The sequence below is a fragment of the Sphingosinithalassobacter tenebrarum genome (genome assembly GCF_011057975.1).
Taxonomy (GTDB): Bacteria; Pseudomonadota; Alphaproteobacteria; order Sphingomonadales; family Sphingomonadaceae; genus Sphingomonas; species Sphingomonas tenebrarum.
Window position 1 is genome coordinate 3,820,350 of the sequence record NZ_CP049109.1, and the last position, 23,640, is coordinate 3,843,989.

23 protein-coding genes are annotated in these 23,640 nt (G+C 66.0%); 13 read left to right on the forward strand and 10 right to left on the reverse strand.

The genetic code is table 11. From position 1 onward, the window contains the following. Nucleotides 1-21: 21 nt before the first annotated feature. The 3 genes from G5C33_RS18975 to G5C33_RS18985 form a co-directional block, all read right to left on the reverse strand. Nucleotides 22-2,193: a transglycosylase domain-containing protein gene (locus tag G5C33_RS18975; protein ID WP_165328953.1), complete on the reverse strand. Its 2,172-nt coding sequence runs from the start codon at nt 2,191-2,193 to the stop codon at nt 22-24. A 174-nt stretch (nt 2,194-2,367) separates the two neighbouring features. Then, the gene (locus tag G5C33_RS18980; protein ID WP_228275134.1) at nt 2,368-4,467 is read right to left on the reverse strand and encodes a S9 family peptidase; all 2,100 of its coding nucleotides are present in this window, start codon (nt 4,465-4,467) and stop codon (nt 2,368-2,370) included. A gap of 210 nt (nt 4,468-4,677) precedes the next feature. Further along, nucleotides 4,678-5,244: an HNH endonuclease gene (locus G5C33_RS18985; RefSeq protein WP_165328582.1), complete on the reverse strand. Its 567-nt coding sequence runs from the start codon at nt 5,242-5,244 to the stop codon at nt 4,678-4,680. A gap of 100 nt (nt 5,245-5,344) precedes the next feature. On the opposite strand from G5C33_RS18985, the gene G5C33_RS18990 reads away from it, so the two are divergent. From G5C33_RS18990 to G5C33_RS19020, 7 genes are all read left to right on the forward strand, one after another. Then, nucleotides 5,345-6,367, forward strand: a complete 1,023-nt coding sequence (locus G5C33_RS18990; protein WP_165328583.1) for a glutamyl-Q tRNA(Asp) synthetase — start codon at nt 5,345-5,347, stop codon at nt 6,365-6,367. Between the two features lie 9 nt (nt 6,368-6,376). Beyond that, entirely contained in the window at nt 6,377-6,604 is a 228-nt protein-coding gene (locus tag G5C33_RS18995) for a twin transmembrane helix small protein (RefSeq protein ID WP_165328584.1), read from the forward strand. Nucleotides 6,605-6,608: 4 nt separating this feature from the next. Continuing rightward, nucleotides 6,609-7,202, forward strand: a complete 594-nt coding sequence (locus G5C33_RS19000) for a cob(I)yrinic acid a,c-diamide adenosyltransferase (protein ID WP_165328955.1) — start codon at nt 6,609-6,611, stop codon at nt 7,200-7,202. A gap of 54 nt (nt 7,203-7,256) precedes the next feature. Continuing rightward, on the forward strand, nt 7,257-8,516 hold the full coding sequence (egtB, locus tag G5C33_RS19005) for an ergothioneine biosynthesis protein EgtB (protein ID WP_165328585.1): 1,260 nt from the start codon (nt 7,257-7,259) through the stop codon (nt 8,514-8,516). Nucleotide 8,517: 1 nt separating this feature from the next. After that, complete coding sequence (gene egtD, locus G5C33_RS19010) at nt 8,518-9,495, forward strand: L-histidine N(alpha)-methyltransferase (RefSeq protein ID WP_165328586.1); 978 nt, start codon at nt 8,518-8,520, stop codon at nt 9,493-9,495. Nucleotides 9,496-9,675: 180 nt separating this feature from the next. After that, complete coding sequence (locus G5C33_RS19015; RefSeq protein ID WP_165328587.1) at nt 9,676-10,545, forward strand: 3-hydroxybutyryl-CoA dehydrogenase; 870 nt, start codon at nt 9,676-9,678, stop codon at nt 10,543-10,545. Beyond that, on the forward strand, nt 10,542-11,447 hold the full coding sequence (locus G5C33_RS19020; RefSeq protein WP_165328588.1) for a PhzF family phenazine biosynthesis protein: 906 nt from the start codon (nt 10,542-10,544) through the stop codon (nt 11,445-11,447). Before G5C33_RS19015 ends, G5C33_RS19020 begins: the two co-directional genes overlap by 4 nt. 96 nt (nt 11,448-11,543) lie before the next feature. Here the strand turns inward: G5C33_RS19020 and G5C33_RS19025 are convergent, their stop codons facing one another. Beyond that, the gene (locus G5C33_RS19025; RefSeq protein WP_165328589.1) at nt 11,544-12,854 is read right to left on the reverse strand and encodes a hemolysin family protein; all 1,311 of its coding nucleotides are present in this window, start codon (nt 12,852-12,854) and stop codon (nt 11,544-11,546) included. Between the two features lie 148 nt (nt 12,855-13,002). Here G5C33_RS19025 and G5C33_RS19030 point away from each other — a divergent pair, with 148 nt between their 5' ends. Further along, nucleotides 13,003-13,677, forward strand: a complete 675-nt coding sequence (locus G5C33_RS19030) for an OmpA family protein (RefSeq protein ID WP_165328590.1) — start codon at nt 13,003-13,005, stop codon at nt 13,675-13,677. A 58-nt stretch (nt 13,678-13,735) separates the two neighbouring features. On the opposite strand, the gene G5C33_RS19035 is transcribed toward G5C33_RS19030, so the two are convergent. After that, nucleotides 13,736-14,167, reverse strand: coding sequence for a nucleoside deaminase (locus G5C33_RS19035; protein ID WP_165328956.1), 432 nt, complete (start codon nt 14,165-14,167; stop codon nt 13,736-13,738). An 87-nt stretch (nt 14,168-14,254) separates the two neighbouring features. After that, the gene (locus G5C33_RS19040) at nt 14,255-14,548 is read right to left on the reverse strand and encodes a hypothetical protein (RefSeq protein WP_165328591.1); all 294 of its coding nucleotides are present in this window, start codon (nt 14,546-14,548) and stop codon (nt 14,255-14,257) included. Nucleotides 14,549-14,710: 162 nt separating this feature from the next. Between G5C33_RS19040 and rpmB the strand changes: the two genes are divergently transcribed. Then, on the forward strand, nt 14,711-15,010 hold the full coding sequence (rpmB, locus tag G5C33_RS19045; RefSeq protein ID WP_165328957.1) for a 50S ribosomal protein L28: 300 nt from the start codon (nt 14,711-14,713) through the stop codon (nt 15,008-15,010). Between the two features lie 51 nt (nt 15,011-15,061). Here rpmB and G5C33_RS19050 read toward each other — a convergent pair whose 3' ends face one another. The 4 genes from G5C33_RS19050 to G5C33_RS19065 form a co-directional block, all read right to left on the reverse strand. Next, entirely contained in the window at nt 15,062-16,147 is a 1,086-nt protein-coding gene (locus G5C33_RS19050; RefSeq protein WP_165328592.1) for an esterase-like activity of phytase family protein, read from the reverse strand. A gap of 136 nt (nt 16,148-16,283) precedes the next feature. Continuing rightward, entirely contained in the window at nt 16,284-17,012 is a 729-nt protein-coding gene (gene phbB / locus G5C33_RS19055) for an acetoacetyl-CoA reductase (protein ID WP_228275135.1), read from the reverse strand. 33 nt (nt 17,013-17,045) lie between these two features. Continuing rightward, nucleotides 17,046-18,053: a ferrochelatase gene (gene hemH / locus G5C33_RS19060; protein ID WP_165328594.1), complete on the reverse strand. Its 1,008-nt coding sequence runs from the start codon at nt 18,051-18,053 to the stop codon at nt 17,046-17,048. Continuing rightward, entirely contained in the window at nt 18,050-20,290 is a 2,241-nt protein-coding gene (locus tag G5C33_RS19065; RefSeq protein WP_165328958.1) for a xanthine dehydrogenase family protein molybdopterin-binding subunit, read from the reverse strand. The genes hemH and G5C33_RS19065 overlap by 4 nt, the downstream gene beginning before the upstream one ends. 136 nt (nt 20,291-20,426) lie before the next feature. Between G5C33_RS19065 and lgt the strand changes: the two genes are divergently transcribed. Genes lgt through pgeF form a run of 4 tightly spaced genes read left to right on the forward strand, consistent with a single transcriptional unit; the run spans nt 20,427 to nt 23,623 of the window. Further along, nucleotides 20,427-21,308, forward strand: a complete 882-nt coding sequence (gene lgt, locus G5C33_RS19070; protein WP_206518599.1) for a prolipoprotein diacylglyceryl transferase — start codon at nt 20,427-20,429, stop codon at nt 21,306-21,308. Nucleotides 21,309-21,312: 4 nt separating this feature from the next. Then, the gene (locus G5C33_RS19075) at nt 21,313-22,350 is read left to right on the forward strand and encodes a class I SAM-dependent methyltransferase (RefSeq protein ID WP_407698055.1); all 1,038 of its coding nucleotides are present in this window, start codon (nt 21,313-21,315) and stop codon (nt 22,348-22,350) included. Further along, nucleotides 22,350-22,859, forward strand: a complete 510-nt coding sequence (locus G5C33_RS19080) for a GNAT family N-acetyltransferase (protein WP_165328596.1) — start codon at nt 22,350-22,352, stop codon at nt 22,857-22,859. The genes G5C33_RS19075 and G5C33_RS19080 overlap by 1 nt, the downstream gene beginning before the upstream one ends. Then, entirely contained in the window at nt 22,856-23,623 is a 768-nt protein-coding gene (gene pgeF, locus G5C33_RS19085; RefSeq protein WP_165328597.1) for a peptidoglycan editing factor PgeF, read from the forward strand. The genes G5C33_RS19080 and pgeF overlap by 4 nt, the downstream gene beginning before the upstream one ends. The last annotated feature ends 17 nt before the right edge of the window (nt 23,624-23,640 follow it).

Consider the following 23,640-nt stretch of genomic DNA (forward strand, 5'->3'; position numbering starts at 1 on the left):
GCCGGCGTCAATCGGTGGCAGCTACATCCCGCGCACGGGCCCGCGCTGCTCGATTTCGGGCGGTTCGCGCCTGCGGTCGCGATCATCCGATTCGGCAGGCGGCGTCGGCAAGGGCAGCGGAATCAGCTCGCCGTCCGGCCCGAAGCGCAGATTGATGCCGCGTCCCGACACCTCGCCTTCCAGCCCGATTTCGGGAATGTCGAACGTAACGCCGTTCTCCAGCGCTTCGCTGTCCTCCGATGCCGCGTCCACCACTTGCGGCTTCGGCGCGGCCGGGCGCGGCGCGATGCGCAGCGCCGAAACCATGAAGTCGCGCCAGATCCCGGCGGGCAGCGAACTGCGCAGCCGGTCGCTGGCGCTGTTGTCGTCATTCCCTACCCACACGCCGACCACCAGATCGCCGGCATAGCCGATGAACCAGACGTCGCGATTGTCCTGCGTGGTGCCGGTCTTGCCATAGGTATCGATCGAGAGCGCCGCCCGGCTGCCGGTGCCGCCGTTCACCACTGCCGCGAGCAGCGATCGCATCCCGCCCAGCTCGCGCCGGCCGAGCGCGCTGCTGCGATCCTGCGCCAGCCACCAGTCGTTATTCTCTTCCGCCGGCAGGCCGCGCGGGCGCACCGGCGCTTCGCCCGACGAAATCGCGGCATAGGCGGCGGTCAGTTCGAGCAGCGAGACATTGGCGGTGCCGAGCGCGATCGAGGCTTCGTTGGGGATGTCTGTCGAAATGCCCAGGTCGCGCGCGGCCCGGATCACGGCGCGCGGGCCCACTTTCTGAGTCAGCCGCGCCGCCGCGACATTGCTCGACCGCGCGAATGCCCGGCGCAGGCTGATATCGCCCAGATAGCGCCCGTCGCTGTTTTCCGGCGACCAGTCGCCGATCGTCACCGGTTCGTCGGCGATCGTCGAATCGGGCGTCATCCCCGATCGCAGCGCAGCGAGATAGACGAAAAGCTTGAACGTCGATCCCGGCTGGCGCCGCGCCATCGTCACGCGATTGAACTGGCTCTCGCGATAGTCGCGCCCGCCGACCATCGCGACGACGCTGCCGTCGGGATGCATCGCCACCAGCGCGACTTGCGCGCCGCCCAGCGCGGCGCGGCCGACCGCGGTTTCGGCCGCCGTCTGGAGCCGCATGTCGAGCGTCGTGCGAACCGTCTGCTCGGTGGCGATCTCGCCGGCGCGGTCGCGCGCCTGCGGCAGCACCCAGTCGGCGAAATAGGTGCCGATCGGCAGCTCGCGCACGCGATCGGTGTCGAGCACGGCGGGCTTCACGGCATCGCCTTCCCCCGGCGTTAGGAAACCGGCCGAGACCATCGATGCCACGACCAGCTTCTGCCGTTCGCGCGCACCCGAAAGATTGCCGGTAGGCGCTAGCCGCGAAGGCGCCTGCACCAGCCCGGCCAGCATCGTCGCCTGCGACAGCGTGAGCTTTTCGGGCGTGGTGCTGAAATAATGGCGGGCGGCGGCAGTCAGGCCATAGGCATTGTCGCCGAAATAGACATGGCTGAGATAGCGCGAGAGAATCTCGTCCTTGCTCAGCCAGGCTTCGAGCCAGAAGGCGATCAGCGCTTCCTGGAACTTGCGGCCCATCGTGCGGCTGGAGTCGAGAAAGGCGTTTTTGGCGAGCTGCTGGGTGATCGTGCTGCCGCCCTGCGTGCCATCGTCGCTGGTCGCATTATGCACCGCCGCGCGCAGCACGCCGCGCGGATCGACGCCCCAGTGCGAGAAGAACCGCCGGTCCTCGATCGCGACAAAGGCGTTGCGGACATGATCGGGCAGCTGCGAGGCATCGACCGGCACGCCGATATTGGCGCCGCGCCGCGCGATCGGCGTGCCGTCCGCCGCGAGCAGTGTCACTGAAGGCGGCGCCGGCGGCTCCAGCGATTTCGACAGCGGCGCGGTGACCGTCAGCCAGCCGACCGCGAGAATGAAGAGCAGCAGCACGCCCGCCACGGCGCGAACGCCCCAGCGCCACCAGGGCGAGACATAGGCGACCGGCAGATTGGTGGTGTAGCCGCCCTCGGGCGGGAGCCATTCCGCCTCGTTCTCTGCCGCGTCTTCGAGCGGCTGCGTGAGCCGCAGCGGCTTCTGACGGCGCGGTTGCGGATTGGGGGCCGGATCGGGCTCGGGTGCGGGATCGGGCGTGCGCAGCGGCACGCGCGATGTGCTCCGGCTGCGCGGAGGCGGCATGCCGCCGCGCAGCTCGAACGGCTCCTCACCCTCGCGCGGTGGCAGCTGTGTCCAGTCGAAAGGGCCCTTGTCGCTCACACGCCTTCACCAGAAGCGCCGCGCTTTCCCTGTGCAGCGCGCTCTCCCGCCCCCGGGATGCCGGCCCGGACAACATCGCCGGGCCGAGCGATCCTATCACTCCTCAGCGGTGTTGGCAGCATGCGCCGCCACTGCCTCGGGAAGGCCCGGTACATATTCGGCGCCTTCGACCACCTGAATGCTCGATCCTTCGAAATCGTCGCCGATCGGCTGATATTCGCCGCCCAGACATTGCGAGAGAAAGCCCTCCGCGACACCGAAGAAGCTGAGACTATTCTCCGAGCGGGCAAAGCCATGCCCTTCGTCGGGATAGAGGAGATAGGTTACCGGCAGATCCTTCTCCTTCATCGCTTCGACGATCTGGTCCGATTCGGCCTGGGCGACGCGCGGATCATTCGCGCCCTGCCCGATCAGCAGCGGCTTGGTGATCGCGTCGACGCGCGAAATGGGCGATTGCGCCATCATCTCCTCCAGGTCCGCCGGATCATCGGGATCGCCGATATGCTTGAAGAATGTCCCTTCGAGCAGCGGCCGCCAATAGGGCGGAAAGCTCTTCATCAGCGTCGCCAGATTCGACGGGCCGACGATATCGACGCCGCAGGCGAAGCGATCGGGCGTGAAGGTGAGACCGACCAGCGTGGCATAACCGCCATAGGAGCCGCCCATGATCGCGACCTCGTCGGGCGTGGTGACGCCGCCCTCGATCGCCCAGTCGACTGCGTCGATCAGATCCTGGTGCATCGCCCCGGACCATTCGCCCGCCGCGATATTGACGAATTCCTTGCCGAAACCGGTCGATCCGCGGAAATTGACGCTGAGCACCGCATAGCCGCGGTTCGCCAGCCATTGATGCGCCGAGCTGTAACCATAGCTGTCGCGCGCCCAGGGGCCACCGTGGACGAACAGGACCAGCGGCATGGCCTTTTCGGGGGTGCCGTCGCCATCGGCATCGGCCCCGGCGGGCAGCGTGAGATAGCTGACCAGTTCCTCGCCATCGCTCGCAGGGATCACCACCGGGTGCATCGGCTGCAGCGCATAGGCTTCGAGCTCCGGCCGCGATTCGAACATCCTGGTCAGGCTCTGTGCCGCGCGATCATAGACATAATAGACCGAGGGTGCCTGCGCCGAAGAAGCGACGACCACCGATTTCGTCCCGTCATCGGTCGTCGCCACGAAGGAAATCTCGCCCGAAAGCCGCGCCTTCAGAAAGTCGAGGTCGGCCGCGGCGTCCTCGGTCAGCGGAGTCCACTCGTTCTTGAGATAGTTCACGCCATAGGCGATGGGTTCGTAGGTGACCGGGTCCAGAACGGCGTTCTGAATGTCGGCCTTGTCGCTTTCCGCGATCACGCTGGTTTCCAGCGTATCGGCGTCCATCGCCACCAGCGCCGCCTTGTCGCGGCCGCGACTGTCGACCCAGTAGAGCGTGTCGTTGGCGCGATTGAAGCCGAGCGGCGCGGTGTTGAAGAAGCTGTCGGCGTCGATTTCGGCCACCGGTTGCCACTCTCCGGCATCGTCGGGGCGGAACAGCGCCGATCCGCCGCCCGGCATCTGGCGGATTGCGAAGCGCGGCTTCAGGTCATTGTCGATCACCCATTGGCCGAAGCCGGGATTTTCGAGCACCAGCGTCCGCTCGCCCGTCGTTAGGTCGACTTCGTAGAGATCGAACAGCTGCGGGTTGCGATCATTGAGGCCGATCAGGATCGCGCCCGGCCGCGCCTTGCTGACGCTTTCGATCGTCGCGCGCACGCTGTCATCGACCGGAGTCAGGTCGATATCGGCGCCGGTTTCGACGTCGACCGAGTGAATATGAAAATTCTCGTTCCCGCCCGAATCCTGGGGATAGAGGATATGGCCGCCGCCCGGCGTCCAGTAATGCGCCGAAATGCTGCGCACCGTTTCGTTGGTCACCGCGCGCGCCGCGGAAGGATCGTCCGCAGGCGCGACGAAGACATTGAGCACGCCGTCCACCGGCGCCAGCCAGCTGATATATTTGCCGTCGGGACTGATCCGCCCCTGCGCCTGTTTGGGGTTGCCGAACAGCAGGTCGCGCGGGATCAAGTCGGGGTCTTCGGCCTGCGCGCTGGCGGCAGCGGGAGCAGCCCCGTCGCGGGGCGCGGGTGCCGCGGCCATAAGGGCCAGCGCAGCGCATCCCATCGTCAGCATCGACGCGGCGGTAGTCGCCTTGCGGATCTTCATGCTCGAATCCTCCCGTTATTATGTCAGCTCACAGTGTGTTATATCCACAATACAGTGTTGTCCAGTATATGGCTGCGATCCTCCGGTCGCAGCGGCCGGCGGTCTGGACCGGTTGCCGGTGGAATACCATGATTCCGCGGCGCTTCTCCCCTATCGCAAAGAGCCTATCAGGCACCGCACTTTCGGCAAACCGGCAATTGCCGGTCGCGGTCAGGCCTCCAGCTCGACGTCCCAGTAGAGCCAGTCGCGCCATGTTTCATGGAGATAGTTGGGCGGGAATCGGCGACCATGTTCCTGAAGATGCCAGCTGGTCGGCCGGATCGGCGCGATGTTGAGCGCCATATTCGCCTGTTTGGGGGTGCGTCCGCCCTTGCGCAGATTGCAGGGGGCGCAGGCCGTGGCGACATTTTCCCAGGTGGTGCGCCCGCCCTGTGCGCGGGGAATGACGTGGTCGAACGTGAGGTCGCGCTGGGAGCCGCAATATTGGCAGCTGAACTTGTCGCGGAGAAACAGGTTGAAGCGCGTGAAGGCGGGAAATTGCGAAGGTTTTACATATTGTTTGAGCGCGATGACCGAAGGGAGCTTCAGCCTCGCGCTGGGACTTCGCACTTCGCGTTCGTAATAGTCGACGATATCGACCCGATCGAGAAACACCGCCTTGATCGCGGTCTGCCAGGGCCACACACTCAGCGGATAATAGCTCAGCGGCGTATAGTCCGCGTTCAACACAAGTGCCGGGCATCCGTCCGGGTGCCGGATCAGATCGGGATGATACATGCGCTCCCCTCGCCCTGTTTCACTCGCGCACGCCTTTCGACAATCGAGATGACGCCATGATGACAGCACGAGCCGCGACTCGCGGTCAAGAGCGACGTCGATGCCGCTGACAACGCGTTTCGCTCCCAGCCCGACCGGGCAGCTTCACCTGGGCCACGCATATTCGGCCGTGCAGGCGCATGATCGTGCGCGACGCGCGGGCGGGCGTTTCCTGCTGCGGATCGAAGATATCGACGGGACGCGCAGTCGCCCCGAACATGTCGCGACGATCCTGGAGGATATGCGCTGGCTGGGGCTCGACTGGGACGGTGAGCCGACCTTCCAGTCGCAGCGGCTCGATCTGTATCAGGCCGCGCTCGACAGGCTGCGCGACATGGAACTGCTTTACCCCTGTTTCTGCACGCGCGCCGACATCGCCGCGAGCGCCAGCGCGCCGCACGGGCCGAGCGGAATCATATACCCCGGGACGTGCCGCGGGCTGGCTGCGCCGGACCTCGACCGCCCGCATTGCTGGCGGCTGGATGTGGAGAAGGCACTACAATTCCTCCCCCGGAGGGAGTGGCGGGTTGGATTGCCCCCGGCAATCCAAGCCTGTGCTGGGGGCACAGGCTACCCGACACTGGGGACCAGCCGCAGGCTGGTGGAGGGGTATTCGCCGCAAGCGACACCGTCCGAGCGCAATACCCCTCCACCACCGCTTCGCGGCGGTCCCCCTCCCCCTCCGGGGGAGGAACTTGTGTGGCATGACGAAATCGCAGGCAATGTCATCGCCGACCCGCTGGCGCATGGCGACGTGGTGCTTGCGCGCAAGGATGCGCCGGCCAGCTATCATCTCGCGGTAACCGTGGACGATGCCGACCAAGGGGTCACGCACGTCATTCGCGGGCAGGATCTGTTCGAGGCGACGCATGTCCACCGGCTACTTCAGGCGCTGCTCGATCTCCCGACGCCGAACTATCGCCACCATCCGCTGCTCACCGACAGTCAGGGCAATCGCCTCGCCAAGCGCCACGGCGCGCCGACGCTCGCGGCGATGCGCGAGAGCGGCGCCGACGGGCACGCGGTTGCCGATTCGCTCCGAAGCGGCACGCTGCCGGTTGGCATCGGCTTCGCGACGTCCTAGATTGGCCCCATGCAGACCTTTCTCACCCTGCTGCTGATCGCGGCGATGATCGCCACTTTGGTCGCGCTTGTCCGCGGCATCGTGATCTTCCTCAAAACCACCGAAGCCGATCTCAACGGCACAGGGCCGAGCAATTCCAGCCTCAAGTCGAACAAGATGATGCAGTCGCGCATCATCTTTCAGGCGCTGGCGATCTTCATCGCGGTGCTGATCATGTGGCTGGCCAACGGGGGCTGATCCGCTGGTCCGGCTCAACCGGATTTACACCCGCACCGGGGATGACGGCACGACGGGGCTGGCCGACGGGTCGCGCCTGTCCAAGGCAGAGCCGCGCATGGCGGCGATCGGCGATGTCGACGAAGCCAATTGCGCGATCGGCGTCGCGCTGACGCTGATCAAGGATCGCCCGACGCATGCGACATTGCGCCGCATCCAGAACGAGCTGTTCGATCTCGGTGCCGATCTCGCCACGCCGGGCGAGGATTTCGCGCCCTCTGACATGGCGCTGCGCATCACCGCCGATCAGGTCGAGCGGCTCGAACAGGAAATCGACGCGATGAACGCGGTGGTCGAACCGCTCAAAAGCTTCATCCTGCCCGGCGGCACGCCCGCCGCCGCCGCGCTGCATCAGGCGCGCGCCGTGACCCGCCGCGCCGAGCGCTCCGCCGTGACCGCGGCGAGCGAGGATTCGCTCAACCCGCTGGCGCTGCAATATTTAAATCGTCTGTCCGATCATCTTTTCGTGCTTGCGCGCGTTACCAATGCATCGGCCGATGGCGATGTGCTCTGGCGCCCCGGCGCTTCGCGGGCGAAATCGCAGCAGGCCGACCCGTAACGATTGACCCTTGGGGGACGGATTAGCCCTCGTCACCGCGAAAGGAGAGGCGCGATGCGAGCAAGCACGGTAGCGAAAACGGCCCCGGACGGACTGGCGCAGCGATACCGCAAGGTTCGCGCGCTCACCGAGGCGCTCGCCGCGCCGCTTTCCGATGCCGACGCCACGCTGCAATCGATGCCCGACGCATCGCCCGCCAAATGGCATCTGGCGCATGTCACCTGGTTTTTCGAAACCTTCATTCTGCGCGACCATGTGCCGGGCTATCGCCTGCATGACGAGCGCTTCCCCTTCCTCTTCAACAGCTATTACGAAGCCGAGGGCGATCGCCATGCCCGCCCCCGCAGGGGCATGCTGACGCGGCCGAGCCTTGCCGAAGTGCTCGCCTATCGCGCGGCGGTCGACGCGGCGCTGGTCGCGGCGCTGCCCGATTTGCCCGAAGACGTGCAGGCGCTGGTGGCGCTCGGATGTCATCATGAAGAACAGCATCAGGAATTGCTGCTCACCGACATTCTCCACGGCTTTTCGTGCAATCCGATCGAGCCCGCCATGTGGCCCGGAGAGCGCAAGATCCCGGTGCGAATGCCTGGCGCGATCACCTGGATCGAAGGCGCGACCGGACAGGTCGAGATCGGCCATGACGGCGGCGGCTTCGCCTTCGATTGCGAAGGGCCGCGCCATACCGAACTGCTCCACCCGCATGCGATCGCCGACCGCACCGTCACCAACGGCGAATGGGCCGCGTTCATCGCCGATGGCGGCTATTCCGACCCGCGCCACTGGCTGTCGGACGGCTGGGCCTGGGTGCAGGCGGAGCGAATCGAAGCGCCGCTTTACTGGCGCAAGGACGATGGCGGCTGGACGCGTTTCGGGCTCGACGGACGCCGCGCGATCGACCCGGCCGCGCCGGTGACGCATGTCAGCTTCTACGAAGCCGATGCCTATGCGAGCTGGGCAGGCGTCCGGCTGCCCACCGAAATCGAATGGGAAGCGGCCGCGAGCGCCCATGACAGCGAAGGCGGCAATCAGCTCGATGCCGCCGGGCCGGTAGAACCGCGACCCTCGCCCGAAGGCCCGGCCTTTTTCGGCGATGTCTGGGAATGGACCGGCAGCGCCTATCGCCCCTATCCCGGCTTTCGCGCCGCCGAGGGCGCGGTCGGCGAATATAACGGCAAGTTCATGAGCGGGCAGTTCGTGCTCCGCGGCGGCAGCTGCGCGACGCCGCGCGGCCATGCCCGCCCCTGTTACCGCAACTTCTTCTACCCCCATCAGCGCTGGCAATTCACCGGCGTGCGCCTGGCAAAGGACCTCTGACATGCTCAAGCCCGAAATCGAAGACGGCGAGACCGTCCTGCCCGATCCCGCCTTCCGCGCCGACGTGCTTGCAGGGCTCGCGACCGAACCCAAGGCGATTCAGGCGCGCTGGCTCTACGACCATCGCGGATCGGAGCTGTTCGAGGACATTACCGATGTTCCCGAATATTATCCGACGCGTACCGAAACCGCACTGCTGCGCGAGACCTGCCCCAAGGTCGCCGAAATCGCGGGCAAGGGCCGCGCGGTGGTTGAATTCGGATCGGGCAGTTCGGCCAAGACGCCGATCCTGCTCGAAGCGGCCGAACCCGCCGCTTATGTGCCGATCGACATTTCGGGCGACTTCCTGCGCGCCTCGGCCGATGCGCTGCGCGACACCTTTCCCGCGCTGCCGATCCATCCGGTCGAAGGGAATTTTCTCCAGCCGATCGCGCTGCCCGACAGCGTGGCCGACACGCCCAAGCTCGGCTTCTTTCCCGGATCGACGATCGGCAACATGACCGCGTCGGCCGGCGTCGACCTGCTCCGCGCGATGCGCACCTCGCTCGGCGAAGGATCGCTGCTGCTGATCGGGATGGACCGGGTGAAGGACGAAAGCGTGCTGATCCCGGCCTATGACGACTCGGCGGGGGTGACTGCTGCGTTCAACCTGAACCTGCTCCACCGCATCAATCGCGAACTCGACGGCCATATCCCGGTCGACAGCTTCCGTCACAAGGCGGTGTGGAATGACGGGCTCGCCCGCGTGGAAATGCACCTCGAAGCGATCGAGGACGTTGCGTTCACTGTCGCGGACACGCCCTTTACGATGGCGGCGGGAGAAACGATCCACACCGAGAACAGTCACAAATACACACCGCGCAGCGCGCGGCTGCTGCTCAACGCAGGCGGCTGGACACCGATCGCCGAATGGACCGACCCGAAGGACTGGTTCGCGCTGATCCTCGCGGAAGCGAAACCGGTGCGGCGCGCGCCCTGACCCATCCGCATCACCGTTGGTGCTGAGCTTGTCGAAGCACCGTTCTGTTCTTTCTCGCCCAGTGGCAGAAGAAGAACGGCCCTTCGACAGGCTCAGGGCCAACGGTCATCTGCGGATCGAACCGCTTGCTCCTCCCGCACCCCAGCCGATAAAGCGCAGCCAACCATTCAGGAGGCAGCTATGAAGACCATCGGCGTGATCGGTGCGGGACAGATGGGCGCGGGGATCGCGCAGGTTTCGGCGCAGACGGGTTACAGCGTACTGCTCTCCGACCTCGATCTGGCGCATGCCGAAAAGGGCAAGGCGGGCATCGCCAAGCAGCTCGCCCGCGCCGTCGAGAAGGAAAAGATCACCTCAGACGCGCGCGACGCGGCGCTCGCCAACCTGACCTGTATCGGCGACGTTGCTGAAATGGCGCCGTGCGACCTGGTGATCGAGGCGGCAACCGAGCGCGAGGAAATCAAGCGGAAGATCTTCGAAAATGTCGGCAAAGTGCTGAGCGACAGCGCGATCCTGGCGAGCAACACCTCCTCGATCCCGATCACGCGGCTGGCGCAGGCTTCGCCCGATCCGGCGCGCTTCATGGGCGTGCATTTCTTCAATCCCGTGCCCGTCATGGGCCTGATCGAACTGATTCGCGGGCTGGCGACGTCGGACGCGACCGTTTCGGCGGTGGAGGCTTTCGGACAGTCGCTCGGCAAGGCGATCGTTCACGCCAATGACGCGCCCGGGTTCATCGTCAATCGCGTGCTGATGCCGATGCTCAACGAAGCGTGCTTCGCGCTCGGCGAAGGTGTCGCGACCATCCCCGACATCGATACCGCAGTGAAGCTCGGGCTCAATCACCCGATGGGCCCGCTGACGCTCGCTGATTTCATCGGGCTCGATACGTGCCTCGAAATCTGCAAGGTGCTGCACGAAGGCACCGGCGACCCCAAATACCGCCCCGCCCCGCTGCTGATCAAATATGTCGAGGCCGGCTGGTACGGTCGCAAGACCGGGCGCGGCTTCTATGACTATTCGGGCGATACGCCCGTTCCGACCCGGTGACGACGGCTCCGGGCGCCGCGCGGCGCTTCGCCTACAGCACGGTCGACGTCTTCACCGATCGGCGTTTCGGCGGCAATCCGCTCGCCGTGTTCACCGATGCCGAGGGGCTGAGCGACGCCGAGATGCAGGCGCTCGCCGCCGAGATGAATTACAGCGAGACGACCTTCGTGCTGCCGCCCGCCGACGGCGCCAACGATGCGCGCGTGCGCATCTTCAATCCGACCGCGGAAATGCCCTTCGCCGGGCATCCCAATGTCGGCACAGCCTATGTGCTCGCCGGCTTGCGCGAAGGGTGTGGCGACGTGCTGCGGTTCGAGGAGACGGCCGGGCTGGTGACGGTGCGGTTGCGGCGCGATGCGGGCAATCCCGTCGGCGCGGAAATCGACGCGCCGCAGTCGCTGCAGCGGCTCGGCGAGCTGCCGGTGCCGCCGCTTGCCGCCTGTGTCGGGCTCGACGAACGCGATTTCGTGACCGACACGCACGCGCCCGTCCGCGCGACCGTCGGCGTGGATTTCATAATCGCGCAGGTCGCGGCTGACGCGATCGGCCGTGCGGCTCCCGACATCGCCGCGTTCCGCGCGGCGCTGGCGCTGGTCGAGGGCGACTCGGAACGGCTCTCGCTCTTCCTCTATGCCCGCGAAGGAAACACCATCCGCGCGCGCATGTTCGCGCCGCTCGCCGGGACATGGGAAGACCCCGCCACGGGCAGCGCCAATGCGACGCTTGCCGCGTTGCTGCTCGATTGCGACGGCGGCGACGAAGCCCGGTTCGAATCGGTCCAGGGCGTCGAGATGGGCCGCCCCAGCACCCTCTCGCTCAGCGCGCGCCGCGTGGATGGCTGGATATACGCCAGCGTCGGCGGCGATTGCGTGCCGATGTTTCGCGGCGAGGCGGTGCTGTAATTTCGGGTTCGCGGCCTTGAGCGACGCGCCTGTGGCCATGCCCCTCCACCATCGCTTCGCGACGGTCCCCCTCCCCGAGACAAGCTCCGGGAGGAATTATTCCTCGTCGACTTTCGCGACCAGCAGCTTGTCGATCTTGCGCTCGTCCATGTCGACGATCTCGAAGCGCCAGCCCTGTTCCTCGAAACGCTCGCCTTCCTCGGGCAGGTGCTTGAGGTGCGCCAGCGCCAACCCCGCAACCGTCGCATAGTCGCGATCCTCGGGCAGTTCGATTTCGAGCCGGTCGGCCAGATTGTCGGCCGACATCTGACCCGATACCAGCAGCGACCCGTCCTCGCGCTCGACCAGATCGGGGTCGTCGTCGGGATCGACATCGGACACGAACTCGCCCGCGATCGCCGCGAGCAGGTCGGCGGGCGTCACGATCCCTTCGAAATGGCCGTACTCGTCATGGACGAGGCCCATCGGCACTTCGGCGGCGCGCAGCGCATCGAGCGCGTCCATCGCATCGATCTGGTCTGGCAGCACTGGCGCGTCGCGCATCAGCTTGCGCAGATCGAGCGGCTCGGCTCGGCACAGCGCGGCGACGATGTCACGCGCCTGGACGACGCCGATCACGCTGTCGACCGACCCTTCAGCGACGGGCAGCCGGGTATGCGGGGTATCGAGCAATTTTTCGCGCACCCCGAAGTCGTCGAGATCGACGTCGAGCCAGTCGACATCGGTGCGCGGCGTCATCACTTCGCGCACCGGCCGGTCGGCAAGGCGGACGACGCCCGAGATGATCGAGCGTTCATGCTCCTCGATCACGCCCGACTTGGTCGCTTCGGCGACGAGCAGATGCAGCTCCTCGGCAGTAACGCGATTTTCCGATTCGCGATCGAAGCCGACCAGCCGGAAGATCAGCCCGCTGGTCGAATCGAGCAGCCAGACGAGCGGCGCGGTGATTCGCGAGAGCCACAGCATCGGCACCGCCATCACGATCGCGATCGGCTCGGGCGCGCGCAGTGCGAATTGCTTGGGAACCAGTTCGCCGACCACCAGCGAGGCATAGGTGGTGAGCCCGATGACCAGCGCGAGGCCGAGCGAATAGGCCGTGCCCGAATCGATACCCAGCGATTCGAGCCGCGCCGCGACCGGTTCGCCCAGGCTGGCGCCCGAATAGGCACCCGCGACGATCCCGATCAGCGTGATGCCGATCTGCACCGTTGAAAGGAACTTCCCCGGATCATCGGCAAGCTCCATCGCCGTGTCGGCACCGCGCTTTCCCGCGCGCGCCAGCGTTTCCAGCCGCGCCTTGCGCGCCGAAACGATCGCCAGTTCGGACATGGCGAACAGGCCATTGAGAGCGATCAGCGCAAAGATGATCGCGACATCGAGCCAGGGAAAGGGAGGAAGCGGGTCCATGAGGCAGGCGCCCTCCATAACCCCACTTTCGCGCGCTTAACAACTGGCTGGTCATACTCTGTTCAAATCGGTGGCGGAACAAGTCGCCCCGGTGGCGGGTTTTTCGCCCCGAAAGGTTGATCGGGCCACAGCCCACAGGAGGAACGATATGCATATTCGATCGAAGATTCTCGGCGCCGCGGCGCTGGGCGCGATGACGATTACTACTGCCTGCGTCACCGATCCGGTGACCGGTGAGCGCCGCATTTCCAGCGCGGCGATCGGCGGCATCGGCGGCGCACTGGGCGGCTATCTGCTCGGCGACATCATCGGCGGCCGCGACAGCCGTACCGAAAGCCTGATCGGTGCCGGCATCGGCGGCATCGCCGGCGCGGCGGTCGGCAGCTATATGGACCGGCAGGAGCGCGAGCTGCGCGAACGCACCGCCGGCACCGATGTCGACGTGATCCGCGAGGGCGACGACCTGATTCTCTCGATGCCGTCGAACGTCACCTTCGCGACCGACAGCTCGACGATCCAGCCGCAGTTCCGCACCACGCTGGACGATGTTTCCAATGTGCTCGCCAATTACGAGAACACCTTTGTCGACGTGTACGGCCACACCGATTCGGTCGGTACCGAAGCCTATAACCAGGCGCTGTCGGAACGGCGCGCGGGATCGGTGGCGGATTATCTGAGCAGCCACGGCGTCAATTCGGCGCGCATCGCCACGCGCGGCTTCGGCGAGACCCAGCCGGTCGCATCGAACGAGACCGAAGCGGGCCGCGCCCAGAATCGTCGAGTCGAAATCAAGCTCGTGCCGATTCAGCAAAACGGCTATTGATCGTCCGAAACGATCCAGTTTGCGTATCGAAAGCCGGTCCCCGCGGGGGCCGGCTTTTTCATGCGCGTCGATCGCGGAAAAAATCCCTCAGCAGACCAGCCGCCTCTCGTTCGCCGATCCCGCCATAGATTTCCGGGCGATGGTGACAGGTGGGTTGCGAAAAGAGGCGCGGACCGTGCTCGACCGCGCCGCCCTTGGGATCGGAAGCGCCGTAGTAAAGCCGGGCGATTCGGGCATGCGCGATCGCGCCCGCGCACATCGCGCAGGGCTCGAGCGTCACCCAAAGATCGCAATCCTCCAGCCGGTCGCGGCCCAGCGCCTGCGCCGCCTGACGGATGGCACGGATTTCGGCATGGGCAGTGGGGTCGCATTGCCCGCGCGGCGCATTGCCCGCGCTGGCGACGATCCTGCCCTCGCAGGTGATTACGGCGCCAACCGGCACTTCGCCATCGGCAGCGGCGCCATGCGCGGCGGCAAGCGCCGCATGCATCGGTTCGGGTAGCGGAAACATGCGCCTTCGCATCTAGCGCCCGGCGGCGATCACGTCACCCGTGCCGCCGAAAGGCATCGCGAACGGTCATTCCTCCGCCGCAGCTTCGCCCTCGTCGCTCGCCTGCTTCACTTCCACCGACGGCAGCGAAATCGTGGTGTTGCGCATTTCGACGGTCGGCAGTTCGATCGTCTTCTCGGTCGACTTTATGTCGATCGTGCCGGTCTTCGCCTTGAACGACGGCATCTTGCCGCCTTCGACATTGAAACTGACGCTGGGCATCGTCGCGCCTTCTTCCTGCTCGATCGACAACATGCCCAACGACATCAGAACGACTACGGCAATCGCCGCAATACCAATCAGGGCGAGAATCGCGCGCATCGTCCTGTCTCCCTCTTGCGTAGATTCGCTAATCTCCTAACGCTGTATCAACCATGCCGATTGCCCGGTAAACCGTGAATCGGTTGACGCCGCGTCCCATTGCGGGTATCGGCGCGCTCTTTCCGGGCCTGTGAAACGGGCTGAAATCAGGATTTGGAAGCGATGTCGCGCATTTGCGAGCTGACCGGCAAGGGCCGGCAGGTGGGAAACAATGTCTCTCACGCCAACAACAAGACCAAGCGTACCTTTCTGCCTAACCTGCAGAATGTGACGCTGATCTCCGATGCTCTGGGCAAGAGCGTTAAGCTGCGCGTTTCGACGCACGGCCTGCGTTCGGTCGAGCATGTCGGCGGTCTGGACAACTGGCTCCTCAAGACGCGTGACGACCAGCTGTCGCTGCGCGCCCGTCGCCTGAAGCGCGAAGTGCGCAAGAAGGTCGCCGGCACCGAGGCTGCTGCCTGATCCTTTCGATTCGGCCCTGCGCCGAACGATTCGCGTTTCCGGCCCGTCCGCCTATTCTTTCCCTGGTGCATCGCGCCGGGAAGCATCGGCGCGCGGGCCGTTCTGCTGTGCGCGATTCGGCTCGAGCCGGAATTTGAGCAGCAGGCTGCGCTGAAGCAGCATCAGATTGTCGTCGGAAACGATCCAGAGAATCGTGTCCTTCCCCTCGCGCGACACGGCAATCCCTTCGAAATTCTCATGGATCAGCGGCGCGGCGAGCGTAGCCACCTCGCGCCCCTCCACGACCGCGCCCTTGCGAATCGCACTGCGCGCGATTCGTTCGATCCGGGTCGAGAAGCGCAGCGGCGGATCGAGCCGCCGCAACAACACCAGCAAATCGCCGTCGGGCAGTTCGACCAGCGATGTCGCGGCATACCGGCTGGGCGGCCGATAATAAAAGCGAAAGCCGCGACGCGGGGCATCGACAGGGTCGCCGGCGAACCAGATGCCGTCGCGCAGCCTGGGGCCCGCCGCGCTGCCCCATTCGGAAAGCGCGAGGAAACTGCCGTCGGAAAGCCGGGTAAGCGATTCGAGCCCGCTATTGTCACTCCACTCGGCCATTGCAGGGGGTGCCGCATGGCCCGTGGCGCGCGCCAGATCGGAGCCATAGCGCCAGATCTGGTTGGCGCGCTCATAGCCGACCCAGAAATTCCCCCCCGCCGGATCGAACGCAAGCGATTCGCTGTCGCGATCGAGCGTGCTCCAGCCCGGCCCGGGCCCCTCCTCCAGATCGCCGAAGCGCACCGCTCGCGGGCGCCAGTCCTTGCCCATGCGAAACCGCACCACGCCACCGCGATCGCTGATCAGCACGAAGCGGTCGCCACGCACTACAAGATCGGAAAAACCGCCAAAGGCGCTGTCGCGGCTCATCAGCCGCACGCCGCCCAGATAAGTGAGATCGCCGACGCGGCGACGATCGGGATCGTCGGCGTCGAGCATCACCTGACGGGTGTGGATCGTCCGCGCCGGTCCCAGCGTCTCGCGCCATCGCGGTTTCACACCCGCAAAGCCAGACAGGATCAGCGCCGCCAGAAAGAAGCGCCAGGCGGATCCGCGCCCCAGTGCGCCGATCGCAGATGCTGAACGCTCAGTAACCATGTCGTTCAGCAAGCCTTCAACGGAACCCGTTTAGGGTCGCGGGAGTTATCGCGTAAAATCCCTCTGGTTGCGTATCGAGGGCCGGGGTCGGAACCGCACAGGTTCCGGCCCCTTATTCTTATAGCAGCCCGCCAGCTCAATACATGTGCTGGCCGCCGTTGATCGACATGGTCGATCCGGTGACAAAGCCGGCTTCTTCCGAACAGAGAAACGCCACGCCGCGCGCGATCTCGCTCGCCTGGCCCAACCGGCCGACCGGAATCTTGGCGACGATCTTCTCGAGGACTTCGGCGGGAACGGCGGCGACCATGTCGGTGTCGATATAGCCCGGCGCGACGGCGTTCACGGTCACGCCGAACCGCGCGCCTTCCTGTGCCAGCGCCTTGGTGAAGCCGTGAATGCCCGATTTGGCGGCGGCATAATTCACCTGGCCATACTGCCCCGCCTGACCGTTGATCGATCCGATATTGACGATCCGGCCCCATTTGCGCTCGCGCATCCCGGGATAGGTGGCATGCGCCATATTGAAGCAGCCGCCCAGATTGATGCGGATCACGTCTTCCCACATCGCGCGCGACATTTTCTGGAGCGTCGCGTCACGCGTGATGCCGGCATTGTTGACGACGATGTCGACCGAGCCGCCGAGCGCTTCCTCGACCTGTTTGACGCCCGCCGCGCAGGCATCGAAATCGCCGACATCCCATTTGAACGCGGGAATGCCGGTGCGTTCGGAAAAGATACGGGCCTTTTCGTCATCGCCGCCATAATTGGCTGCGACGGTTACACCCTGATCCTTCAGCGCGAGGCAGATCGCCTCGCCTATGCCGCGGGTTCCGCCGGTTACGATGGCGATGCGTCGTGCCACTTGCATTCCCCTCCAATATAATTCGCCCGGAAGCTATGCAGCCGCTACCCAGCCTGCAAGCTCGCGCGCCAAAATCTTCTTCAACATCGCGACACCGGGGTCGCTGTCGTTGAGACAAGGCAGATAGGCGAAATCGGTTCCGCCCGCTTCCACGAATGTCTCGCGTCCACGGATCGCCAGTTCCTCGAGCGTTTCGAGGCAATCGGCCGAAAAGCCGGGCGCAATGATGGCGATTTTCCTCACCCCGCTGGCCGGCAATTCTCCGAGCACCGTATCGGTCGCCGGTTCGAGCCATTTCGCCCGCCCGAAGCGCGACTGGAACGTCACTGTCAGCTCGCGCCCGAGCCCTTCGCCCAGCAGCCGAGCCGTCTTGCGGCACTGGCAATGATAGGGATCGCCCAGCTGCAGCGTGCGCTCGGGCATGCCGTGGAAGCTCGCCAGGATCGCATCAGGTTCGAAATCGAGCGCGGCCACGCCTTCGCGCACTGACTGCGCGAGCGCATCGATATAGGCCGGATCGTCATGATAGGGCGGCAGCGTGCGGATCGCCGGCTGCCAGCGCATCCCGGCCATTTCGGCGAAGGCGGCATCGTTGGCCGTCGCAGTCGTCGCGCCGCAATATTGCGGATAGAGCGGCGCGAGCAGGATGCGGTCGCATCCCTGCGCCTTCAGCGCTGCCAGCCGATCGCCGATCGCCGGCTTGCCGTAGCGCATCGCATGGTCGACGACCACGTCCGGCCCGAAGGCGCCGGCCAGTGCGCCCGCCTGCGCCTTGGTGATCGCGGCGAGCGGAGAGCCGTCCTCGCCCCAGACCTGGGCATAGGCATGCGCCGATTTCTTGGGGCGGGTACGCAGGATGATGCCGCGCAGGATCGGCTGCCAGACCAGCGGCGGAATTTCCACGACGCGCCGATCGGACAGGAATTCGCCCAGATACCGGCGCACCGAAGGCGCATCGGGCGCGTCCGGCGTGCCGAGATTGGTGAGCAGCACCCCCACCTTGCTCGGCGGCACCGGCGGATGATCGGAAGGGCGGGTCATGAAGCCTCGGATAACAGCGGCAGGCGGCGATAACGGACGCCGGTACTCGCCTGCAGCGCATTGGCGATGGCAGGCGCGACCGGCGGCACCGCGAGTTCGCTGACGCCGCCGGGATCGGACCCGCTGCGGATCAGCTCGACAGTGATATCGGGCGCGTTGGCAAGCGTGGGCAGGTGAAGATCGGCAAGGCGCCGCGCATCAGGCAGATTCTCGGTGAAGCCGGTCGATCCGCCGAGCGCGGCCGCCATGCCGAAGATCAGCCCGCCTTCGATCTGCTGGCGTACCAGATCGGGGTTGATCACGCGCCCGCAATCGACCGCGGCGACCAGCCGTTCGACGGTGACTTTCTTGTCGCTGCCGATATGCGCCTCGGCCAGGACGGCGATATAGGAATCGCGAAAGGCGTGGCAGGCAATACCCTGGCCGCTGCCCTGCACGCCGCCCTGCCATCCGCCGAGCTGCGCGACGCTGTTGAGGCACCGTGCAAGCCGCGCATTGCCGCCGAGCATCGCCATGCGAAAGCTGTGCGCCTCGGTTCCCGCGACATGGGCGAGTTCGTCGATGAAGCTTTCGCTGAAGAACGCCGTGTAGCTGTGCGCGCCCGAGCGCCAATGGCCGGTCGGCACGCCGATATCGGCGGGGTGATGGTCGACCGCGTGATTGGCGATGGCATAGGGAGGCACCGCGCCCGCGACGGCGCTGGGATCGGAGCTGCCCAGTGCCAGCGACGCCGAAGCGACGAGATCGCCGCCCAGCAGCCGCGAGGCAAGCTCGCGTCCCGTCGCCGGCGCCGCGATCTTGGCCAGCCAGCCCAGGATCGCTCCCTTGTCATCGAGCCGCGCGGTGAGGCGCGCCGCGGCGGCGGGGCGGAAGCGGTCATGCGCGATATCCTCGCTGCGCGGCCAGGTGAGCTGCACCGGCCGCTCCACGCGCTTGGCGAGCACGGCGGCCTGTTCGGCGACGTCATGCTCGAGCTTCGCGCCGAACGATCCGCCCGCCATCATCGGATGGAGGACGACGCGCTCCTCGCTCAGCCCCGCCGCGCGTGCGGCGGCCGACCGGGCGAGCGCCGGTGCCTGAGTGGGCATCCACAGGCTCAGGCGGCCATTGTCGTAATAGGCAGTCGCCGTCATCGGCTCGATCGCCGCATGCGCCGCCAGCCCGACGCGATATTCGGCAGTCACCACGCGCGCATCGCGGAACACCGGCGAAAGGTCGCCCTGCGAGGCGATACGCGATCCGCCATTTTCGAGTGCGGTCGTCAGCGCCGCCTCGATCGTGTCGCTGTTTACCGGTTCGCCGTCATATTCGAATTGCGGCTGCATCGCCTCGACCGCGCGTTCGGCGGCCCAGCCGTTATTGGCGACTGCAGCGATCCATTTCTCGGTACGAATCTTGGCGAAGACGCCACGCACGCGATCGGCCGCCTCACCGTCATATTTCGTCAGCCGCGTCGCGCCCGGCGGTGCCTGTCGGATCGAGGCATAGACCATGTCGGGCAAGCGGATATCGCCCGCGAAATTGAGACTGCCGTCGACCTTTGCCGGGACGTCAAGCCGGGGCACAGCCCGGCCGGTGAGGCGATTTTCCTCACCGCCGCGCAGCAAAACCGGGTCGGGCGGCGTTTCGTTGACGGCCTCCGCCGCCAGCTCTCCAAAGCCCAGACGCGCTTCGCCATGCACCACTTCGTTGCCGGCGGTGCCGCAGGATTGCCAGTCGGTATTCCAGCGCCGCGACGCCGCCTTGCACAGCATCGCACGCGCCGAGGCGCCGGCAACGCGCAGCGGATGTTCGAACTGGCGGATCGATGTCGATCCGGCGGTCAGCATCAGCGACGAGCGCGTCGCATGGCTGCGCTGCCAGTTGTCGGGAAGACCGCCCAGCGCGACTTCGAACAGCGTCGATGCGGCGAGCGGGTTGGCGTAGAGCGGGTTGAGCGGCGCCGCCTCGACGCCGACACGCCGCCAGTCGGCGCCCAGCTCGTCGGCGACGATCTGCGGCAGCGCAGTGAAGACTCCCTGGCCCAGCTCCGCCTGCGGTACCGCCACCGTGACATGCCCGTCGGTGCCGATCTTGATCCAGGCGCCGAATATGCTCTCGCCCGGCTCGGCGGTGAGATTGGGAAGGTAGGTGCGCGGCCAGAGGCTCCAGGCGACGACCAGACCGATCCCCGCGCCGCCGCCGATCAGCAGCGTGCGCCGGCTCGGCCCCCGATTCGCATGTCCCTTGTCCGCCATCGCCACCGCTCTATCGCGCCTCCGCACGCTTCGCCAGCCATCGTCGCGCACGGCAGCGATGCGTTTTGCCATCTTGGGTTTGTCACCCCGGCACGATAAGAGACCCGCGAACCCGCGCCGGAAAAGGCTCTCCCACGTGATCGAACCCATCCTCGCAGTCGCCAGCAATTATACGCATTTCAGCGAACTGGGGCTCGATCCCGATGTCTTCACCGTCATGCTTTGGGGCCATGCACTTTCCCTGAAATGGTATTCGCTGGCCTATATCTTCGGGCTGATCCTCGGCTGGGTCATCCTGAACCGGATGCTGAAACAGCCCGGCGCGCCGATGGCGCCGCGCCATGCCGACGACCTGTTCTTCTATGCCGCGCTCGGTGTCATTCTGGGCGGGCGGATCGGCTATGTGCTTTTCTATCAGCCCGGAATGCTGCTCGAACCGCTGCAGATATTGCAGCTCTGGGACGGCGGCATGTCGTTCCACGGCGGCGCGCTCGGCGCTTCGGCGGCGATGTTCTATACCGCGCGCAGAAATGGGCTCGATTGGCTGCGCGTCCATGACTATGTCGCGACGGTCGCGCCGCTGGGGCTGTTTTTCGGACGCTGCGCCAATTTCGTGAACGGCGAACTGTGGGGCAAGGTGACCGACGTGCCCTGGGGAATCGTGTTCCCCTATGCCGGCCCCTATCCGCGCCATCCCAGCCAGCTTTACGAAGCCGCGCTCGAAGGGCTGCTGCTGCTCGCGATCCTCAGCTTCATGTTCTGGAAGACGCGAGCGCGCTACAAGCCGGGGATGCTCGTCGGCACCTTCCTGCTCGGCTATGGCTGCTCGCGTTTCTTCGTCGAGTTCTTCCGCGAGGCCGATGCGCAGTTCGAGGGCACGTTCCTCTATTCGGTGGTGCATATGGGCCAGATCCTGACGCTGCCGATGATCATCGGCGGCGCATGGCTGATCGTCACCGCGAACAAGCGGACCGACCGGGTCCGCCCGGTGCCGGCCGACAGCGAAGCCGCCGCCTGAGCCGGTGACGCCGTTCGCCCAGCGCCTCGCCGATCAGATCGCCACGAGCGGGCCGATGCCGCTCGCCCAGTATATGGGCGAGGCCAACGGCCATTATTATGCGACCCGCGATCCGCTCGGCGCGCGCGGCGATTTCACCACTGCGCCCGAAATCAGCCAGATGTTCGGCGAACTGATCGGCCTGTGGCTGGCCGATATCTGGGTACGCGGCGATCGCCCGCCGGTGCGCTATGTCGAGCTGGGGCCCGGGCGCGGCACGCTTGCCTCGGATGCGTTGCGTGCAATGAAGAAGGTCGGGCTCGAGCCGCCGGTGCACTTCATCGAAACCAGCCCGGTGCTGCGCGCCGCGCAGGCCGAATCCGTGCCGCATGCCGAATGGCATATCGATCTGGTCGGCGTGCCGGACGATGCGGCGCTGCTGATCGTCGCCAACGAATTTTTCGACGCGCTGCCGATCCGCCAGTTCGTCAGGACCGAAGCGGGCTGGTGCGAACGGCTGGTCGATTGCCGCGACGGACGCTTCCGCGCCGTGACCGGGGACCGCGCCTTCGACCAGATCGTTCCGCAGCATCTGCGCGATGCGCCCGAGGGTTCGGTATTTGAAACCTCGCCTGCCGGGATCGCCGTGATGCGCCAGCTCGCCGCGCGGCTGCACGAACAGGGCGGCGTCGGCCTGATCGCCGATTACGGCTATCGTGGCCCTGCGATCGGCGAAACGCTGCAGGCGGTACGTAGTCACGAATATGCCGATCCCTTCGCCGATCCCGGCGAACAGGACCTCACCGCGCATGTCGATTTCGCCACGCTCGCCGCCGAAGCCGCGACCGAGGATCTGGAAACCTATGGCCCGGTCGAGCAGGGACCGTTCCTCGAAGCGCTTGGCATCGGCCCGCGTGCCGCCGCGCTCGCCGCCGCCGCGCCTGCGCATGCCGAGGATGTCGATATCGCGATGCGGCGGCTGACCGGGCCCGATACGATGGGGCATCTGTTCAAGATGCTGGCGATCGCCGCCCCCGGCGCACCCGAACCGGCAGGCTTCTGATGCCAGTGCTGCGCGCCGCCCGGCGCGAGGACGGCCCCGCGCTCGGCGCCTTTGCCGGCCGTGTTTTCAGCGAAGTGTTCGGAACGCTCTACGCCCCCGAAGACCTTGGTCGCTTCGTCGAGGAAGCCTTCGGCCCCGCCGGCCTGCCCGCGCAGATCGCTTCCCCGGACTATGAAATCCGCGTCGCCGAACAGGACGGCGCGATCACCGGATTCGCCAAGATCGGCCCGGTGGTGTTCCCCGGCGACTGGGGCGATCGGACGATCGAACTGCATCAGCTATACGTGGCGGCGGAACAGCGCGGTGGCGGCATCGCGCCGCGCCTGATGGACTGGGCGCTGGATCGCGGCCGGGCGCGGGGCTACGATCGCATGGTGCTCAGCGTCTATGTCGACAATATCCGCGCCCAGCGCTTCTATGCGCGATACGGCTTTGCCGAAATCGGGCGATACGAATTCCGCGTCGGCAACCAGATCGACGACGATCGCATCTGGGCGCGCGACCTGTGACCGATCCGGTCGAAGTCAATCGCGCCGCCGCGCTCGACGGCGTGGCACACGGCTTTCTCGGGCGGCGCGGCGGCATTTCGTCGGGCGTGCATGCCGGGCTGAATGTCGGCCCGGGGTCGACCGACGAAGCGGAGGCCGTGGCGGAAAACCGGCGCCGCGCAAGCGAGGCGGTGCTGCCCGGGGCACGGCTCGTCACGCTGTACCAGGTCCATTCGGCAGATGCCGTGAGCGTGATCGAACCCTATGAGGATCGCCTGCGCCCGCATGCCGATGCGCTGGTAACCGACCGGCCGGGGCTGCTGCTCGGCATCCTCACCGCCGATTGCGCGCCGGTGTTGCTCGCCGACCTCGCGGCCGGCGTGGTCGGCGCGGCCCATGCCGGCTGGAAAGGTGCGATCGGCGGCGTGACCGATTCGACCATCGCGGCGATGGAAACGCTAGGCGCCGATCGCAGTCGCATCGCCGCCGCGATCGGCCCGTGCATCGCGCGGGCAAGCTATGAGGTCGATGAGACCTTTCTCAAGCGTTTCACGATCGAAGACCCCGAAAACGAGCGCTTCTTTGCAGCCGGGCGACCGGGGCATCACCAGTTCGACCTTGAAGCCTATGTCGCGAATCGGCTCGCGCTGGCCGGGGTCGGCCGGATCGAAGCGCTCGGGCTCGACACCTATGCGGACCCGGACCGCTTCTTCAGCTATCGCCGGGCCACGCATCACGGCGAATCGGATTATGGCCGGCAGATCAGCGTGATAGGGCTGCGCTAAGGAACTTTCCGTCGCCC

Excerpts from the sequence above, each read along its gene's own strand:
- G5C33_RS18985 (WP_165328582.1), bottom strand. The coding sequence starts at position 5,244 with ATGTATCATCCCGATCTGATCCGGCACCCGGACGGATGCCCGGCACTT.
- hemH (WP_165328594.1), bottom strand. The coding sequence starts at position 18,053 with ATGACCCGCCCTTCCGATCATCCGCCGGTGCCGCCGAGCAAGGTGGGG.
- G5C33_RS19035 (WP_165328956.1), bottom strand. The coding sequence starts at position 14,167 with ATGCATGCGGCGCTTGCCGCCGCGCATGGCGCCGCTGCCGATGGCGAA.
- G5C33_RS19050 (WP_165328592.1), bottom strand. The coding sequence starts at position 16,147 with ATGGTTACTGAGCGTTCAGCATCTGCGATCGGCGCACTGGGGCGCGGA.
- G5C33_RS18980 (WP_228275134.1), bottom strand. The coding sequence starts at position 4,467 with ATGAAGATCCGCAAGGCGACTACCGCCGCGTCGATGCTGACGATGGGA.
- rpmB (WP_165328957.1), top strand. The coding sequence starts at position 14,711 with ATGTCGCGCATTTGCGAGCTGACCGGCAAGGGCCGGCAGGTGGGAAAC.
- G5C33_RS18990 (WP_165328583.1), top strand. The coding sequence starts at position 5,345 with ATGCCGCTGACAACGCGTTTCGCTCCCAGCCCGACCGGGCAGCTTCAC.
- egtB (WP_165328585.1), top strand. The coding sequence starts at position 7,257 with ATGCGAGCAAGCACGGTAGCGAAAACGGCCCCGGACGGACTGGCGCAG.
- G5C33_RS19015 (WP_165328587.1), top strand. The coding sequence starts at position 9,676 with ATGAAGACCATCGGCGTGATCGGTGCGGGACAGATGGGCGCGGGGATC.
- G5C33_RS18995 (WP_165328584.1), top strand. The coding sequence starts at position 6,377 with ATGCAGACCTTTCTCACCCTGCTGCTGATCGCGGCGATGATCGCCACT.
- egtD (WP_165328586.1), top strand. The coding sequence starts at position 8,518 with ATGCTCAAGCCCGAAATCGAAGACGGCGAGACCGTCCTGCCCGATCCC.
- G5C33_RS18975 (WP_165328953.1), bottom strand. The coding sequence starts at position 2,193 with ATGCCGCCTCCGCGCAGCCGGAGCACATCGCGCGTGCCGCTGCGCACG.
- G5C33_RS19025 (WP_165328589.1), bottom strand. The coding sequence starts at position 12,854 with ATGGACCCGCTTCCTCCCTTTCCCTGGCTCGATGTCGCGATCATCTTT.
- G5C33_RS19080 (WP_165328596.1), top strand. The coding sequence starts at position 22,350 with ATGCCAGTGCTGCGCGCCGCCCGGCGCGAGGACGGCCCCGCGCTCGGC.
- G5C33_RS19030 (WP_165328590.1), top strand. The coding sequence starts at position 13,003 with ATGCATATTCGATCGAAGATTCTCGGCGCCGCGGCGCTGGGCGCGATG.
- G5C33_RS19040 (WP_165328591.1), bottom strand. The coding sequence starts at position 14,548 with ATGCGCGCGATTCTCGCCCTGATTGGTATTGCGGCGATTGCCGTAGTC.
- G5C33_RS19065 (WP_165328958.1), bottom strand. The coding sequence starts at position 20,290 with ATGGCGGACAAGGGACATGCGAATCGGGGGCCGAGCCGGCGCACGCTG.